Annotated in this window: 16 protein-coding genes; 11 read left to right on the top strand and 5 right to left on the bottom strand. The window is 62.5% G+C overall.

What is annotated here, in order from left to right:
* Window positions 1-54: 54 nt before the first annotated feature.
* Window positions 55-405 (bottom strand): Grx4 family monothiol glutaredoxin, encoded by a 351-nt coding sequence (gene grxD, locus KUW18_RS14205; protein ID WP_206939372.1) that lies wholly within the window; start codon window positions 403-405, stop codon window positions 55-57.
* Between the two features lie 257 nt (window positions 406-662).
* Between grxD and argF the strand changes: the two genes are divergently transcribed.
* The 5 genes from argF to KUW18_RS14180 all read left to right on the top strand — a co-directional run bounded on the left by argF (window position 663) and on the right by KUW18_RS14180 (window position 5209).
* A complete protein-coding gene (argF, locus tag KUW18_RS14200) occupies window positions 663-1583 on the top strand; it encodes an ornithine carbamoyltransferase (RefSeq protein ID WP_206939374.1) in 921 nt (306 codons plus the stop codon).
* A gap of 397 nt (window positions 1584-1980) precedes the next feature.
* Window positions 1981-2271 carry a hypothetical protein gene (locus KUW18_RS14195; RefSeq protein ID WP_222561718.1) on the top strand — a complete coding sequence of 97 codons (291 nt, stop codon included), beginning with the start codon at window positions 1981-1983 and terminating at the stop codon, window positions 2269-2271.
* 627 nt (window positions 2272-2898) lie between these two features.
* Complete coding sequence (locus KUW18_RS14190) at window positions 2899-3807, top strand: 3-keto-5-aminohexanoate cleavage protein (RefSeq protein ID WP_206939378.1); 909 nt, start codon at window positions 2899-2901, stop codon at window positions 3805-3807.
* Entirely contained in the window at window positions 3804-4757 is a 954-nt protein-coding gene (locus tag KUW18_RS14185; protein WP_206939380.1) for an L-carnitine dehydrogenase, read from the top strand. Before KUW18_RS14190 ends, KUW18_RS14185 begins: the two co-directional genes overlap by 4 nt.
* Window positions 4757-5209 carry a thioesterase family protein gene (locus KUW18_RS14180; protein WP_206939382.1) on the top strand — a complete coding sequence of 151 codons (453 nt, stop codon included), beginning with the start codon at window positions 4757-4759 and terminating at the stop codon, window positions 5207-5209. Before KUW18_RS14185 ends, KUW18_RS14180 begins: the two co-directional genes overlap by 1 nt.
* On the opposite strand, the gene KUW18_RS14175 is transcribed toward KUW18_RS14180, so the two are convergent.
* Window positions 5196-5369, bottom strand: a complete 174-nt coding sequence (locus KUW18_RS14175; protein WP_222561803.1) for a hypothetical protein — start codon at window positions 5367-5369, stop codon at window positions 5196-5198. The two genes, KUW18_RS14180 and KUW18_RS14175, sit on opposite strands and share 14 nt — an antisense overlap.
* A gap of 189 nt (window positions 5370-5558) precedes the next feature.
* On the opposite strand from KUW18_RS14175, the gene KUW18_RS14170 reads away from it, so the two are divergent.
* Both KUW18_RS14170 and KUW18_RS14165 read left to right on the top strand, forming a co-directional pair.
* Complete coding sequence (locus KUW18_RS14170) at window positions 5559-6269, top strand: alpha/beta hydrolase fold domain-containing protein (RefSeq protein ID WP_315900672.1); 711 nt, start codon at window positions 5559-5561, stop codon at window positions 6267-6269.
* A 150-nt stretch (window positions 6270-6419) separates the two neighbouring features.
* Window positions 6420-7793 carry a BCCT family transporter gene (locus KUW18_RS14165; protein ID WP_242520680.1) on the top strand — a complete coding sequence of 458 codons (1374 nt, stop codon included), beginning with the start codon at window positions 6420-6422 and terminating at the stop codon, window positions 7791-7793.
* A 211-nt stretch (window positions 7794-8004) separates the two neighbouring features.
* Here KUW18_RS14165 and KUW18_RS14160 read toward each other — a convergent pair whose 3' ends face one another.
* On the bottom strand, window positions 8005-8745 hold the full coding sequence (locus KUW18_RS14160) for a hypothetical protein (RefSeq protein ID WP_222561717.1): 741 nt from the start codon (window positions 8743-8745) through the stop codon (window positions 8005-8007).
* A 6-nt stretch (window positions 8746-8751) separates the two neighbouring features.
* Here KUW18_RS14160 and KUW18_RS14155 point away from each other — a divergent pair, with 6 nt between their 5' ends.
* Both KUW18_RS14155 and KUW18_RS14150 read left to right on the top strand, forming a co-directional pair.
* Window positions 8752-9294: a hypothetical protein gene (locus KUW18_RS14155; RefSeq protein ID WP_222561716.1), complete on the top strand. Its 543-nt coding sequence runs from the start codon at window positions 8752-8754 to the stop codon at window positions 9292-9294.
* Between the two features lie 130 nt (window positions 9295-9424).
* Window positions 9425-10099, top strand: a complete 675-nt coding sequence (locus tag KUW18_RS14150; protein WP_222163741.1) for a Fe2+-dependent dioxygenase — start codon at window positions 9425-9427, stop codon at window positions 10097-10099.
* 35 nt (window positions 10100-10134) lie between these two features.
* Here KUW18_RS14150 and KUW18_RS14145 read toward each other — a convergent pair whose 3' ends face one another.
* A complete protein-coding gene (locus KUW18_RS14145) occupies window positions 10135-11103 on the bottom strand; it encodes a GlxA family transcriptional regulator (protein ID WP_222561796.1) in 969 nt (322 codons plus the stop codon).
* Between the two features lie 568 nt (window positions 11104-11671).
* Here KUW18_RS14145 and KUW18_RS14140 point away from each other — a divergent pair.
* Window positions 11672-12655, top strand: coding sequence for a GlxA family transcriptional regulator (locus KUW18_RS14140; RefSeq protein ID WP_222561715.1), 984 nt, complete (start codon window positions 11672-11674; stop codon window positions 12653-12655).
* 152 nt (window positions 12656-12807) lie between these two features.
* Window positions 12808-14106: a TauD/TfdA family dioxygenase gene (locus tag KUW18_RS14135; RefSeq protein WP_222561714.1), complete on the top strand. Its 1299-nt coding sequence runs from the start codon at window positions 12808-12810 to the stop codon at window positions 14104-14106.
* A 16-nt stretch (window positions 14107-14122) separates the two neighbouring features.
* Here the strand turns inward: KUW18_RS14135 and KUW18_RS14130 are convergent, their stop codons facing one another.
* Window positions 14123-15202, bottom strand: a complete 1080-nt coding sequence (locus KUW18_RS14130; RefSeq protein ID WP_206939407.1) for a GlxA family transcriptional regulator — start codon at window positions 15200-15202, stop codon at window positions 14123-14125.
* Window positions 15203-15231: the final 29 nt, after the last annotated feature.

The following is a 15231-nucleotide window of genomic DNA, read 5'->3' as shown; positions in this document are numbered from 1 at the left end:
CGGCGATCCAGCGGCTAGTCGGCCTGACCGGTCAATCGAATGCTAGGCTGCACCTCACTCGGCGCCGCCCTCTTCATTCTGGCGAGCACGTTCAGCGGCCTGCTTGATCAGGGGCTCAAGTTCGCCATTGTTATGCATCTCGACCACGATATCGCAACCGCCGACCAGCTCACCTTCCACCCACAGCTGCGGGAAGGTCGGCCAGTTGGCCACCTTGGGCAATTCGGCACGAATGTCGGGGTTGTCCAGTACGTTGACGAAAGCAAAGCGCTCGCCACACGCCATCAGCGCCTGCACGGTCTGCGCAGAGAAGCCGCACTGCGGCAGCTGCGGAGACCCCTTCATGTAAATGAGAATGGGGTTTTCGCTGATCTGGCGCTGAATGTTCTCGACGGTGGTGCTCATCACGGCTCCTCAATGATTCGGGCTTGTCTGGCATGTCCTCACGGTACGATGCATGCCCTTACGGTTCGCTTTCGGCCGATACGATGGGGTCAACATCCGCACTTTTCAATGCGCGTCGGGATCGATACCCCTTTCGAGACAATACCTGATTGCCACGCTCGGCCTTTCCTTGAACGCATTGTACGGCCCAGCGGCGCGTTGCGCATCCCCTCCGCGCTGGCTAGGATGGTCGTTTTTTACCTCGTTGGAGAGACGCCATGGCCGCCCGCCACTTCCTGACCCTACTGGACCTGAGCCAGGATGAATTGCGCTACCTCATCCAGCGCGCGATCACGATCAAGAATGGGCTCAAGGCCCAGGGCCCGACCTACGCGCCCTTTACCAACCGCACCCTGGCGATGATCTTCGAGAAGTCGTCAACACGGACTCGTGTCTCCTTCGAGACCGCCATGGCTCAGTTCGGTGGTCACGCGCTGTTCCTCTCGCCTAGGGACACTCAACTAGGACGTGGCGAGCCCATCGGAGACACGGCTCGGGTGCTGTCAGAGATGGTTGACGCGGTGATGATCCGCACCTTCTCCCACCAGGGGCTTGAAGAGTTCGCCGCCGCCAGCGACGTACCGGTCATCAATGCGCTGACCGATGACTACCACCCCTGCCAGCTGCTGGCGGACGTGATGACCTGGACCGAGCTGCGGGGCAGCGTCAAGGGCCGCACGGCGGTATGGATCGGGGATGGCAACAACATGTGCCACTCCTGGATCAATGCCGCACGCCAGTTCGACTTCTCCCTGCGCATCTGCTGCCCTGAAGGCTACGAGCCCCGCGAGGATATCCTGGCAGCCGCAGGAGACCGAGTGACCATCCTCCGCGATCCCATGACAGCCGTCGCAGGTGCCGACCTGGTGACAACCGATGTATGGGCATCCATGGGACAGGAAGAGGAGCAGGCGCGCAGAGAAGCCGACTTCGCTGGCTTCCAGGTGACTGAGGCCATGCTGGATGCGGCGGACAAGGACGTGCTGTTCCTGCACTGCCTGCCCGCTCACCGCGGCGAAGAGATCAGCGAAACCTTGCTGGATGATCCCCGCGCCGTGGTCTGGCAGGAGGCCGGCAACCGCCTGCATGCCCAGAAGGCACTGCTGGAGTTCCTGATGCTGGGTCAGGTCAGTCACTGATACCCGGCGACTCGCTGCTTGTCAGCAAGGCCCTGCCGCAATATCGCGGCAGGGCTTGGCGTTACGCCTATGGCCTGTCGCCCCCTTGAGTCGCTGCCATCTATCCACGCCTCCCGTTTCATTCCTCTCGCGTTTCATTCCTCTCGTTACCTTTCTCTTGTTACCTTTCTTTCGCTACGCCCCACCCACACCAACGCGGGCTTCAGCGCCCTGGGATACCCATCGAGTCATCCTGAGCAGGCGCCACGTCAACGAGTGCTTGAACCAAAACGCCTACAGCGCCTGCACCGGCTGACCATGACCCGCGGCATGTATCCGCAAGCTGGCAAGGAATAGACTTTGGTCTAATCAGACTAATGTCGTATACTTGCGCCATATTTCTGTCAGAGATCGCCGCATGGCACTGCTCGCCGAACATAATGACACCGCTCAGCGCATCGACCTGACCGCCTTTATCGAGGACCTTTACCGCGACGGCGACGTCCTTGAGGCCTTGACCCACAGTGATCGTGGTCTTAGCGCTACGCGCCTTGATGCCCTTACCCGGTCCCGCTCCCAGGCGTCCCGGCTGCGTCGTCTGCTGCGGCAATCGCTGGTCGTCCACAATCCGCGCGGCAGGCTGATCCTGACACAGGCTGGCCGAAAGCTGGCATTTGAGCTTTACGGCGTGGGCGCTGCTGATCTCTAGGCACCGTTTCAGCGGTTGTAGCCAGCACTCCCGTGGCTGGCTCTCCCGTTTTTGCCCCCCATTTCTGTCCCTCCCATTTCTGTCTCTCTCGATTCTGGTTCTCTCGATTCTGTCTCTCTCGAATCAGCTTTCCGCCTCCTCAGCTGAACGTCACCCGAGCTGTCTCGCCTGAGCCAACACCAGCCGCACGCCAAGGCTCGATGACGGGCCCTTCCCCCTTGGTCCGCTGACACAGCGACGTCGCCCGATCCCTCTATTCTCCTATCTGATTCCCGCTTTGCGGGGCAGGCTGATTCCCGCTTTGCGGGGGCACACTGATTCCCGCTCTCAGGGAAGAACATCCGAGCCCGTTTCATCTTGCTGGCTATCGGCGGCGATGCCCTGCCTATTGCCCTGGGCCGACTCCGCCCTACCTCAAAGGCGCCTGACGACAAAAACATGGCGCTTATTGCCAAGTCGCAACGCCGTCACTTCGCCACACTACCTCTCGATTCATTCAGCCGCGGAGCGACGAGACGCTGTCTACGCCACGGCGCCGCCCTGTCAGGCGGCGTGAACTCGCCTTCGAGCCACTTGGCATGGGGCCGCGGCCGACGTCCCGTCATCCGAGATCGAGAGGAGCCCTCCATGAACCGTAACGTCATCCTTACCTGCGCCGTGACCGGTGCCGGCGATACCACCGGCAAGAGTCCCAAGGTGCCGGTAACCCCCAAACAGATTGCCAACGACTGCATCGAGGCGGCCAAGGCCGGTGCCAGCATTGCGCACATCCACGTGCGCGACCCGGAAACTGGCGGCGTCAGCCACTCCCTCGACCACTTCCGTGAAGTCATGGAGCGGGTGCGTGAGGCCGACACCGATATCGTCATGAACATTACCGCTGGGGGCGGTGGCGACTGGATCCCTGACAGCCAGGACCCCACTCGGGGCGGACCGGGTACCGACATTCAGACGCCGGCCCAACGCCACGAGCCAGTCGGGGAACTGCTGCCCGAGCTGTGTACGCTGGACTGCGGCAGCCTCAACTTTGGCGACATGATCTACGTCAACTCGGCTGACTGGCTGCGTGAACATGCCCGCCTGGTGCAGGCTGCCGGGGTCAAGCCTGAGCTGGAGTGCTTCGATCTGGGCCATGTGTGGTTCGCCCGCCAACTGCAGGCTGAAGGCCTGATCGACGGCGACCCGCTCTACCAACTGTGCCTTGGCATCCCGTGGGGCGCCGAAGCCGATACCGAGACCATGCTGGCGATGCGCAACAAGCTGCCGGCCAACGCCAACTGGGCGGCATTCGGCATTGGCCGGCACCAGATGCCGATGGCCGCTCAAGCGGTGATGCTCGGTGGCCATGCCCGGGTTGGGCTCGAGGACAACCTGTACCTCGAAAAGGGCGTGCTGGCCTCCAACGCTCAACTGGTCGAGAAAGCCGGCAGCCTGATCAACCACCTGGGCGGCAAGGTCATGACACCGGCGGAAACTCGAGATTTCCTCAAGCTGCGCAACCCACACACCGGCACCATCATGGGAGAACAGGCATGAAACAGCTATCTGTCATCGGCACCGGTGTGATCGGCAACGGCTGGATCGCCCGCGCCCTGGCCAGCGGTTGGAGCGTAGTCGCTTTTGATCCGGACCCCGCCGCCGAAGCGCGCACTCGGGCGTTTGTGGATAATGCCTGGCCTGCGCTGCAACGCCTGGGTCTGGCCGACGGCGCCAGCATCGACCACCTGCGCTTTGCCTCCTCACTGGAAGCCGCCGTGGACGGCGCCGACCTGATCCAGGAGAACGTACCGGAAAGACTCGAGCTCAAGCAGAGCATCCTGGCCCAGATCGACGCCGCGGCGCCTGCCGATGTGCTGGTGGGCTCCTCGACGTCGGGATTCAAGCCCACCGACCTGCAGCAGGACTGTGCCAAGTCACCCGGGCGCATCATCGTCGCTCACCCCTTCAATCCGGTCTACCTGCTACCGCTGGTCGAGCTGGTCGGAGGACAAGCCACGGCGAGCGAGCAGACTCAGCAGGCGCAGGCCCTGTATCAGGCGCTGGACATGCGTCCACTGGTGGTCCGCCGTGAAATCGAAGGGCATATTGCCGACCGTCTGATGGAAGCCCTGTGGCGCGAGTCACTGCACCTGGTCAATGACGGCGTAGCCACTACAGAGGAAATCGACGCCGCGGTGGTCTACGGCTGTGGGCTGCGCTGGTCGCTGATGGGCACCTTCCTGACCTTCCACCTGGCCGGTGGGGAACAGGGCATGCGCCATATGCTGGAGCAGTTCGGACCCGCGCTGAAGCTCCCCTGGACCAAGCTGGAAGCCCCCGAGCTTACCGATGAGCTGATCGACCGCGTGGTCGAGGGCTGCGAGCATCAGGCGGCCGGCCGCAGCGTGGCCGAGCTGGATCGTCGTCGCGATGACTTCCTGGTCGAATTGCTGGGCCTGGTGAACAAGTACTGGCCGGAAGCAGAAGGCCTCGAGGGACGTATCTGATGGCCTTGCTCAACACCCAGGTGGCGTCACAGTGGGTCGACTACAACGGCCATATGAACGATGCCGAGTACGCCAGGGTATTCTCCCTGGCGGTGGACAGGCTGATGGAGAACATTGGCCTGGACGATGAGGGCCGGCAACGGCTCGGCTACACCCTGTATACCCTCGAGACCCATCTTCGCTACCTGAAGGAAGCCCACGAGGGGCAAGACCTGCAGGTCGATGTTCAGATCGTCGATCAAGATGCCAAGCGCCTGCACCTGTGGTTTGTACTCACCAGTGGAGCGGACCTGCTGGCTACCAGCGAGCAAATGCTGATGGGCATCGACACCACCAGCGGCAAGCCTGCTGCCTTCCCCGCAGCGCTCTCTGATGCCTTGGTGACATTGCCCCCCCTGTCATCCCCCCCGCCCGAGGGGCTGGGACGGCGGATCGGTATCAGCCGACGCTGACAGGCTTGGCGTCCTGGCCGGGCCATATCCAGCCAGACCCGCTCAGGCCCGCCCAGACCAGCTCGGGCCAGGGCGCCATCCACCAGGAATGCTCGGCGACGCCGGGCGGGATCCGGATGTAGCGATGACGATCGACGACTTTGCCAAGCGCTTCCAACATGGTCTCGACGCCATGGCATCAAGGCCCCTCGCCCTGGCCAGAGGCGACTACGATCGGCTCTGCGCCAGTTTCGCCACGCCGTTGCCCACCACCATGCGGGTCACCGACGAGCGGATCGCTGGAGTACCCGTGCGCCGATATCGGCCAGGGAGAGTGAGAGGGAAGGAGAGAGGGACAGCGAGTGGGAGAGTGGAAGGAAGAGACAGCGTTCTTTCTCACGCCCACGCCCACGCCCACGCCGATACTGGTCAGCAGACCGTGCTCTACATCCATGGTGGCGGCTTCACGATCGGCTCGCTGGACAGCCACCAGGGCGTCGCAGCGGGCCTTGCCGAAGCACTCGGGCGAGAGGTGGTAAGTGTGCAGTATCGACTTCTGCCCGAGGCACGCTACAGCGACCAGCTCGACGACGTCGATCGGGTGCGCCGCTGGCTTCAGCCCTGTGCCCTGGTGGGGGACAGCGCAGGAGGTCGCCTGGTGCTGGACGTGGCTCGTGCCGCCAAGGACCCACATCCGCTCGGCATGATCTATCCGCTTCTCGGTGACATGTCCGAGACATCTCTTGGACCCGATGCGCCCTTGCTGAGTCGTCGGGACGCCCAGGCCGCCTGGGCGATGATTGCCTCCGACGCTGCCCGCGTGGGCGACGCTCCCCCGGTCAGCAGCGCAGTGGAATGCCTGGTCGTGGAACACGACCCCCTGACCCCAGCGATACTGGCGACGCTGGACCAATGGCGTCAGCAGCGGCGGCAGGTTGGCCTGCATACGGCAGAGGGGATGTTTCACGGGGCGCTTCACGCCCATGCGCAGCTGGCACCGATGTCGATCACCTGGCGTGGGTTCTGTCGTGCTCTCGCGTGTCACCTCGACGAGCGACACCTAGACTATTCTTTGCGTTGAAGTGCCTCTCTACCCCTCTGATTCATAAGCACTTATCGGGTTAGAAGCAGCACAGTCACGACGTTATCACTCCACTCCAGCGAGGTTCCCACCGATCGATCGCCGTCCCTCCTTTTTCAATAAGACAACGAGACACCAATGAAACAGAACATGTCCACATTGGTGGCCACCGTGGTCACCGTCATTACGCTTATTGCCTTTGCTGCCATCGCCCCAGGTAGCTTTCAGACCATCCTTGATGTCATCAAGGTCAATGTCATCGGCAACTTGGGCTTCATCTTCACCTACCCGGCCTTTGTTGCCTCCATCGTGTTTGTCGTCCTGATGTTTACCCCACTGGGCCGCTTGAAATTCGGTGATGAGCCGCCAGAATTTTCGACGCTCGCCTGGCTAGGCATGCTTTTCGCCACCGGCATGGGTATTGGATTGGTCACCTGGGGAGTGCTGGAGCCTCACTATCACGTCGAGGCCGGGAACAGTTCCGATCAAGCACTGCTATATGCGTTCAATCACTGGGGGCTACTGGCCTGGGCAGGCTATCTTGCCATCGGCGTCATCTTTGCCCACTGCATGTACAACCTGAGGATCGAGAAACCTGCCGAGACCTTGCTGGGAGGCGGTTTCCTCAGCAAGTTGAACCTGGTGAGCCTGGTCGTTTCCACCGTGATCGGGCTTTCGCTGACGTTCTCCTATGCCACCGATCCCCTCAAGCAAAGCCTGGAGCAGTTCTTTGGCATCCAGGCCAGTCCAACCTTGATCATCAGTGTGCTGGCCATCTTTGCCATCGCCTCGAGTGCCTCGGGGCTCAAGCGGGGCATCAAATGGCTAAGCAACTACAACACGTTATTCGCGCTGATACTGTTGACCAGCGTGTTACTGCTGACATCCCCCTGGGACATCGTTTCGACGCTGGCGCGCCTGTTGCCGGAATACCTGGTGAAATATCCGCTGATGGCGACCGATATTGGCCTGGGGGATCCTGAGCGCAAGGCCTGGCTCGCGGATTGGCTATATGCCTTCGAGGCTGCCTGGTACGGTTGGTTCATCTTCACCGGGGTGTTTATCGCCCGCATCTCCAAGGGGCGTACGCTCCGCCAACTCGTGCTAGGCGTCATGCTGGTGCCGAGCCTATTCTCGTGTTTGTGGTTTACGACCTTCGGCCTCGGCGGATTGGAGACAGGCTCAGAGGACGTCTTTGCGCTGATGGCCACCCTGGATAGCCATGGCATTCTTTCGGCCATTCTGGCCCTGAACATCCTGCTGTTCTTCGTCACCAGCGCGGATTCCGCTGGCCTGGTCTGCGAAATGCTGACCGTCAAACGCTCCAGAGCGTTCTGGATCGTGGCCATGTCTTTGCTGGCGATCGTGATCAACTGGCTGGAAGGTGACATCTTCAAGGTCATCCTGACCCTGATTTCCGTCGCGGCCATTCCTGTGGCCTTTGGCATCTTTGCGCTGGTAGCAGCCTTCTTGCTGCGCCTTCGAGGCCAGCACACCCCATTGCCCACTCAGGACGACGGCTAAGCAAGCGCTGACGTCATCAGCCGAACGGCGTTAGGCGCCCAGAGCCCGGGACCTGGAACCCGAAGTCTATGAGGCTCAGGTGCCAAGTTAGAGCAGCGTGTACGCAGACAGGGCCTGATGTCAGGCCCTGTCTGCAGCCTATGGCGAGTGCCATGGCGCCCTGTAGCACTCTGGCTAACACCTTCACTCAGGCGCTAGCGGCAAAGCGCCATTAGAACTTGCCCAGTTCAGCCTCGAGCGGAAACATGGCGGCGGATAGCTCGCCCACGCTCATGACCGGTGACGCCGGCGCCTTGGCACTCGGCCAGGCCTTCAGCAAGCCCTCGTAGCCCTCCTCCAGGGCAGCATAAGCGCCTGCTTCGCGAAACAGCTCGGCGTGGCGCTCCAGCGACTCACGGGCCGTCAGCACAAATCCACGGCCATCCTGATACTCCACTACATTGACGAACTCACCGTCGTCGACCGCTTCTTCGTACTCGTGCAGCGCAGTCTGCAACAACGCCAGCTGGACCTTGGCCTGGAAGCCAGCATCCATCTCGAGTTCATCGTCCACGTCGCCCATGGCGGCCACGATGGTAGCGCGCAGCGACTCATACTCTGCCTCGTATTCACTCCAGTCTCCACCCTGCTGGACCTGGCCAGAAAAGTCTTCCAAGGTCTCGTCGAAGGCCTCGATTCCGCGGGTCTCCAACGCCTTGGCGATGCCCGGATAGACCTCATGGTAGGGATGACCGAAATGCGGGTAGGAAGCGGTCTTTGCGCCTTCGGTGTAGAGCTCCTTGGCCACCTGAAGGTGCCCCAGCATCAGGGCGAGTTCTGTGGTGTAGATACCAGGGTTGGCCGCGTCTACGTGGCCATGCTCGCCGCCTTCACCACCTTCACCGCCTTCACCGCCTTCACCGCCGGCAGTAGCAGTTAAATAGGCAAATACCGCGTAGGGGTCACTAGCCAAGGAGCCGTGCTCGCCGCCTTCGCCGCCTTCGCCACCTTCGCCGCCGTGGCCGTGCTCTCCACCTTCGCCACCGTGACCGTGTTCTCCGCCTTCACCACCTTCGCCACCTTCACCGCCGTGGCCGTGCTCTCCACCTTCGCCACCTTCACCACCGTGGCCGTGCTCTCCGCCTTCACCACCTTCGCCACCTTCACCGCCGTGGCCGTGCTCTCCACCTTCGCCACCTTCACCACCGTGGCCGTGCTCTCCGCCTTCACCACCTTCGCCGCCTTCACCACCGTGGCCGTGCTCGCCACCTTCACCACCTTCACCACCGTGGCCGTGCTCTCCGCCTTCACCACCTTCGCCGCCGTGGCCAGCTTGCCCCGCTTCGTGCACAACGCCGTCTTGCGTCATTTCCTCGTCGCCATGATGATCGGCCCAGGCGGTGCCGGTTCCGAGCAAAAGGCTGGTGCCTACACCTATCCACAGTTTGGTGCGGGTCTCTTGGGTCATGATGAACATCCTCGTTGTGGCTGCTGTCGGTTTTACGCGCCTGTTGCCATCTAGGGGGCTACGCGCGCTAAGGGTGGCGGCAGGTTCCGCCAATGGTCCATGACTATTCTGGACGCGACATGTGACCAAGTGTAATGCAAATGATTAACACTAGGGTACAATTCACCATTTGCGAGGGGCAACGATGATTCTATGTATCGACCAAGTGCTCTCCAACGAGCTGCTGGCACGCATTCGCCAGACCCTGGGCGAAGCCCGTTTCCGCGACGGCAAGGAAACAGCGGGCTGGCACGCACGCACGGTGAAACAGAATCAGCAGGCGAGCGGCCAGGACCCTGCCATCGCCAGCCTGCGCGACGATGTCATGAAGACGTTGGCCAACCACACGCTGTTTCAGATCGCCGCCAGGCCCCGACGCATGAAGCCGGTGATGTTCAGTCGTTATCAGCAGGGCATGACCTACGGCAACCATGTCGATGATGCGGTCATGCCCACGCCCCAGGGGCCCATGCGTACCGACCTGTCCTTCACCCTCTTTCTGGAGGAGCCAGCCCACTACGATGGGGGTGAGTTGATCATGGACACCCCCCAGGGTGAGCAGCGCTACAAGTTACCGGCGGGCTCCATGATCCTCTATCCGTCGTCGACCCTGCACCGGGTGGACCCTGTGACCCGGGGTGAGCGACTGGCCGCGGTGGGATGGCTGCAAAGCCAGGTGCGTCAGCCGGAACAACGGGAGATCCTGTTTGACCTGGACACGACCCGGCGCCAGATATTTGAACGCGATGGCAAGACCGCTGACTTTGACGCCATTTCCAAGAGCCTGGCCAACCTGCTGCGCATGTGGGCCGACATCTGATCCCCTGCACCAGGGCTAAGCCCCATCCACTGGCGTCAGCTGCTCTCGTCCTGGCGTCGATAGCTTAGGGGTGAACAACCATAGTGGCGCCGAAAGGCACGGCTGAAACTCGAGGCGGAGCCAAAGCCGCAGCTTAGCCCGATGGCGAGCACGTCCAGATCGGTGTCCTTGAGCAGTGACGCGGCACGGTTCAGCCGCAGTCCCAGATAGTAGCCGGTGGGCGACTCCCCTAACTCGTCGGCGAACAGGCGCTGCAGCTGACGCAACGAGATCTGACTGCGCCGCGCAATCTCGGCAAGCTCAAGGGGTGCCTCTAGATGGCTCTCCATCAGTGACACGGCATCGATCAAGCGTGGCTGGTGGGACCCCAATCGACGCACCAGGCTCATGCGCTGCTGGTCGGTACGGGACCGCAAACGGTCGTGAATCAGCTGTTCCGACACGTCTACCGCCAGCCCCATCCCATGCTGCCTGGCGATCATCTCCAGGGTCATGTCCATGGCAGCAGCCCCACCAGCACAGAAAAAACGTCGTTGGCCGAGCAGGAAGAGCTCATCGCAGGTGCGAATGGTGGGATAACGCTCGTTGAAGGCCGGTAGCGTCTCCCAATGCAGCGTAACGGTCTCTCCGGCCAGCAACCCGGCCTCGGCCAGCACCACCGCACCGGTGTCGAGGGCCCCGATACGACAGCCTCCTTGGTCCAGGCGGTTGAGCCAGGCACTCAGACCACGACCGATCCACTGCTCTGGATCAAACCCGCTGCACACCGCCAACGACGGCAAGTGGCGCACCTGGTCGATAGCATGGTCCACCATCAGCGTCATGCCATTGCTGGCGGTGACAGGATCACCAGATAGCCCGATCACCGTCCACTCGTAGAGCGGACGACCGGCAATCCGGTTAGCGATGCGCAAGGGCTCTACCGCCGAGAAGAACGCCATCATCGAAAACTGGGGCAATAACAGAAAACCCATGCGTTCGCTGGTGGTCGATGCCGAGAACATGGGCTCGTTGTCGCCTGAGCCATCAGCGGTGGTATCAGCGGTGGTATCAGCGGTCGTGTCAGCGCAAGGATGACGCCCCTGGCCCTCGTCAGGGTGGCCGTCCTTGCCCCGCCCATGGGGCTGATCGCTAGCCTCCATGTGGATCTGCCCCTGGCCTGGCCAAGTCTGCATGGCTATCTTCCTTTACGCTTTCTACTGTGTGCGACCGATCGCCAAGCCTAGGCGTTGTCCGAAACGTCGACGAGCGAAGATTAGACAAGGCAAAAATCGGTGAGAAAGCGCAGTTTACGAGGTGTAACTGAGCATTTTAACCGGGTTGGCGTACCAGCCGATGTTTAACACCGTATCACCAAGCGCAGGCACTTTACGTACAAGCCCCAGCATAGCGCACAGCCCCAAGGCGAGGGCCGGGCTTGAGCCGGGTCGCCTGCGCTGTCATGCTTTTACGCCATCCTATCGAGAGGCCCTGGCGGCGCGCCATGCTCCACTGCCATTCTCACGACTCGTCGCCCCGTCGGCATCAGGCTCATGCCCAGGCCCAGGCCCAGGCGATGCGGAGGAAGCCGTCGTGCGCCTGACCTACCAGGGACCGAGTCCGGAAGCCATCGGCTTTTTGCTGTTGCCTCGTTTTTCCATGGTGGCGCTGTTCTCCGCCATCGATCCTCTGCGCATTGCCAACCGACTTTCCGGTGAGACGCTATTTCGCTGGCACCTGATCAGCAGGGATGGGCTGCCGGTCCATGCCAGCAACGGCATTCCCCTGGCTGTCGAGCACGCGCTAGAGGACACCCCATGGCTGCCCAGCCTTGCCGTCTGCGCCAGCTTTGAACCCATGGCCGCCGTCGATGACAGCCTGATCACCTGGCTGACGCAACGTCGCGAGCAGCGCACCTGCCTGGGGGCGCTGGATACAGGGGCTTTCTGCCTTGCGTCCGCCGGACTGATCGACGACACCGTCACCTTGCACTGGGAGAGCCTGCCCGACTTCAGGCGCCAGCACCCCCATATAGAAGCGGTGGAGTCGCTTTACGAAGTGACACCCAGCGGCTTTTTCGGGGCTGGGGCCAGCGCCTCCATCGACCTGGCACTGGACACCATTCGACGCCGCCACGGCGACGCCTTGACCCGCCGCGTCAAGGAGCAGCTGGTGCATGACCATCGGCGGCTGCCGGCCAGCCGACAGCGTGACGTCCGCTACCAGGAGCGACTGCCACAGCGCCTGGCCACCCTTATCGGGATCATGGATGCCCACCTGGAATCCCCCCTATCCATTCCCCAGCTGGCTTCCGCCATCGGACTATCGGAGCGCCAGCTCGAGCGGGAGTGCCAGCAGCATCTGTCCCGCACTCCAGGGCAGCTGTACCTGGAGCGGCGCCTGAGCCTCGCCCATCAGCTGGTCACCAGTACCCGACACAGTGTCATGGATATCGCGCTGGCCAGCGGCTTTGCCTCAGCCTCGAGCTTCACCCGCGCCTTTCGCCAACACCACGGTGCCTCGCCTAGCGCCTTGCGACGTCAGCCCACCCCTCCGATGTCGGATTCTGCACGATAATTGTCGACTTCTGCACGATGCCGCAGCCCCACCGGCGCCATGCTGTGGCCATCGTCGTGACCCACTGCAGGGGGCTGGATGCCTGCCCGCTGAGTTGCGTCACCCACACGTCGCTTTCCGATGACTCGACCAGGCTAGCTCAAGGAGGCTCCATGCACGCGCAGACGTCTCGACCGTCCGCTAACTCCTCTACTTCCGCTGTTTCCACCACCGCATCCTCCGCCGCCACACCGCCGTCGGCGCTGCCACCGACGCCCGACTACGACAGCTGGCCGGTAGAGGTGGCCATCGCCGAGGTGACTAGCGACTCTCGGGTACTGACCGTGACCTGGCAGGATGGCCGCGTCAGCCGATACCACAGTATCTGGCTGAGAGAAAATGCCGCCGATGACAGCACCATCAATCCCGCCACACGAGAGCGCATTCTCGACCTGTCGTGCCTGGAGGCTTGGCCGCAGATAGCGGCTGCGCGGCTCGATGACAGCGGAGCCGTGGAACTGATCATGAGTCCTGAACAGCGCACACTGCGCTTTCATCCGGGCTGGCTGCGCGCCCACGACTATGACAACTGCGAGGATCCACTGGCTCCACTGGTCGCCGTGGAGACCTGGCTGGGAGGAGCGGACGCGGCGCCTGACACCTTGGACGCCAGCACCTTTTCCACCACCGCCATCGATAGCCCGGAAGAAGCCTCGACGCTGGAGCCAGCACTGGAGTCACTGCTGCGCAAGGGCCTGGTGCGCCTGCGCGGCCTGCCCACGGAGCCTGGGACACTGGCCAGAGTTGCCGAGCGTATCGGCCCGGTAAGAGCCACCAACTTCGGCACCCTGTTCGACGTGCGCGCCAAGCCTGACCCTGACTCCAACGCTTATACCTCGATTGCGCTTCCTCCCCACGTGGATCTGCCCACGCGGGAATACCATCCTGGCCTGCAGTGCCTGCACTGCCTCGAAAACAGCGTCGCCGGTGGACAGGCGGTCATGCTCGATGGCTTTGCGGTGGCGGACGCCCTGCGCCAGGAAGACCCTGAGGCTTTCTCCACCCTGACCCAGGTACATTGGCGCTACGCCAACACCGCCAAGACCACGGACTATGTCTGGCATTCGCCGATGATCGTGCTGGATGATCAGGGCCAGCTCAGCGAAGTGCGCATTGCCGACTTCCTGCGAGGGCCGCTGATGACGGACTTCGACCTGGTCGAAGAGGCCTATCGCGCCCTGATGGCGCTGCAGGGGCTATTGCGTCAGTCCCGCTTCGCGCTGCGCTTTACCTATGCACCGGGAGACCTGGTGATCTTCGACAACCGGCGTCTGTTGCACGCCCGCGACGCCTTCGAGGGCGACTCAGGACATCGCTGGCTACAGGGCTGCTACCTCGAACGTGATGAGGTCCGCTCCCGTTATCGTATGCTCCAGCGTCGTCAACGAGAGCGCAGCCTCAGCGACGCCTAAGCCCTTTAGCAAGCGCCTAGCTGTCCTGCCTGCCGCCCGGCCCCAAGCCACGCCGGGCGGTCACACTGGGCGCTTCCCCAAAACGCCGACGGTAGGCCCGTGAGAAGTGCGCCAGATGCGTAAAGCCCACGGCGACGGCTGCCGCCGTAACGGTCATGCGACTGTCCGCGAGCATCCGCTGAGCCTGATCCAGACGCATGTTGAGGTAGCACTGCTTGGGCGTTTCGCCAAACTCTGCCATGAACCGGCGGGTCAGCTGCCGCTGGGACAGGCCTGCCAGCCGACACACGTCGGGAATCGACAACGCCTGGGTCAGATTGGCCTCCATCACCGCCAGGGCCTTCAACACCGGGCGCGGCAATCCGCCGCCCACAGCGGGGTTGTCGACGGGATCGATGTGGCCTGCAGAGTGGCCGTCGCCCTGGGGGCGGGAGTGCATGATCTGTCTTCCAACCGCCTCTGCCAATGCAGGACCGTAAAGGGTCGTCACCCATTCCAGCATCATGTCGATACTGGCTGAGCCTCCGGACCCGGTCAGTCTTGCCCCTTCCCACACGTAGCTGTCGGGGCGCACCTCCAGGCCAGGAAACTCCTCACGAAATGCCGGCACACTCTCCCAGTGCAGCGCCACCGGATAGCCCTCCATGACCCCCGCTCGTGCCAGAATGAAGGGCGCCGTATCCAGCCCACCCAACCACACCCCATAGGCCGACAGGCGTTTCAGCAATAGCAGGTCATCCACGGTCACCATCGCTTCAGGCTCATAGGACGACACCACCATCAGGCGGCCGCTGGAGGCGATGCCCTGATACCAGTCCGCCTCGGTGACCTCAGCCAGGCGCCCGTCCACATCAATGCGCACGCCATTGCTGGCCATGACCGGCTCGCCATCGCTGGACAACAGCCGCCAGGCAAACAGATCCCGGCCAAACCGATTGGCCACTCGCAGCGGCTCAAGCAGGCACACCAGCGTCAACATCGAGAACTTGGGCACCAGCCACACGTCCAGCGTGTGCTCGGCCTGAGCAGGGCTGAGCAGCGGGGGTGAGTCAGGCCGGGGATAGGGATGGCTGGAAGGCCAGTCGGTGGACGTCATGGGGCGAATTTGATCAACAAGATGGCGAA

Source organism: Halomonas sp. DP5Y7-2 (genome assembly GCF_019802025.1).
GTDB lineage: Bacteria > Pseudomonadota > Gammaproteobacteria > Pseudomonadales > Halomonadaceae > Halomonas > Halomonas litopenaei_A.
The sequence above is the reverse complement of the archived record's forward strand: the minus strand, read 5'-3'. Positions and strand labels throughout refer to the sequence as shown.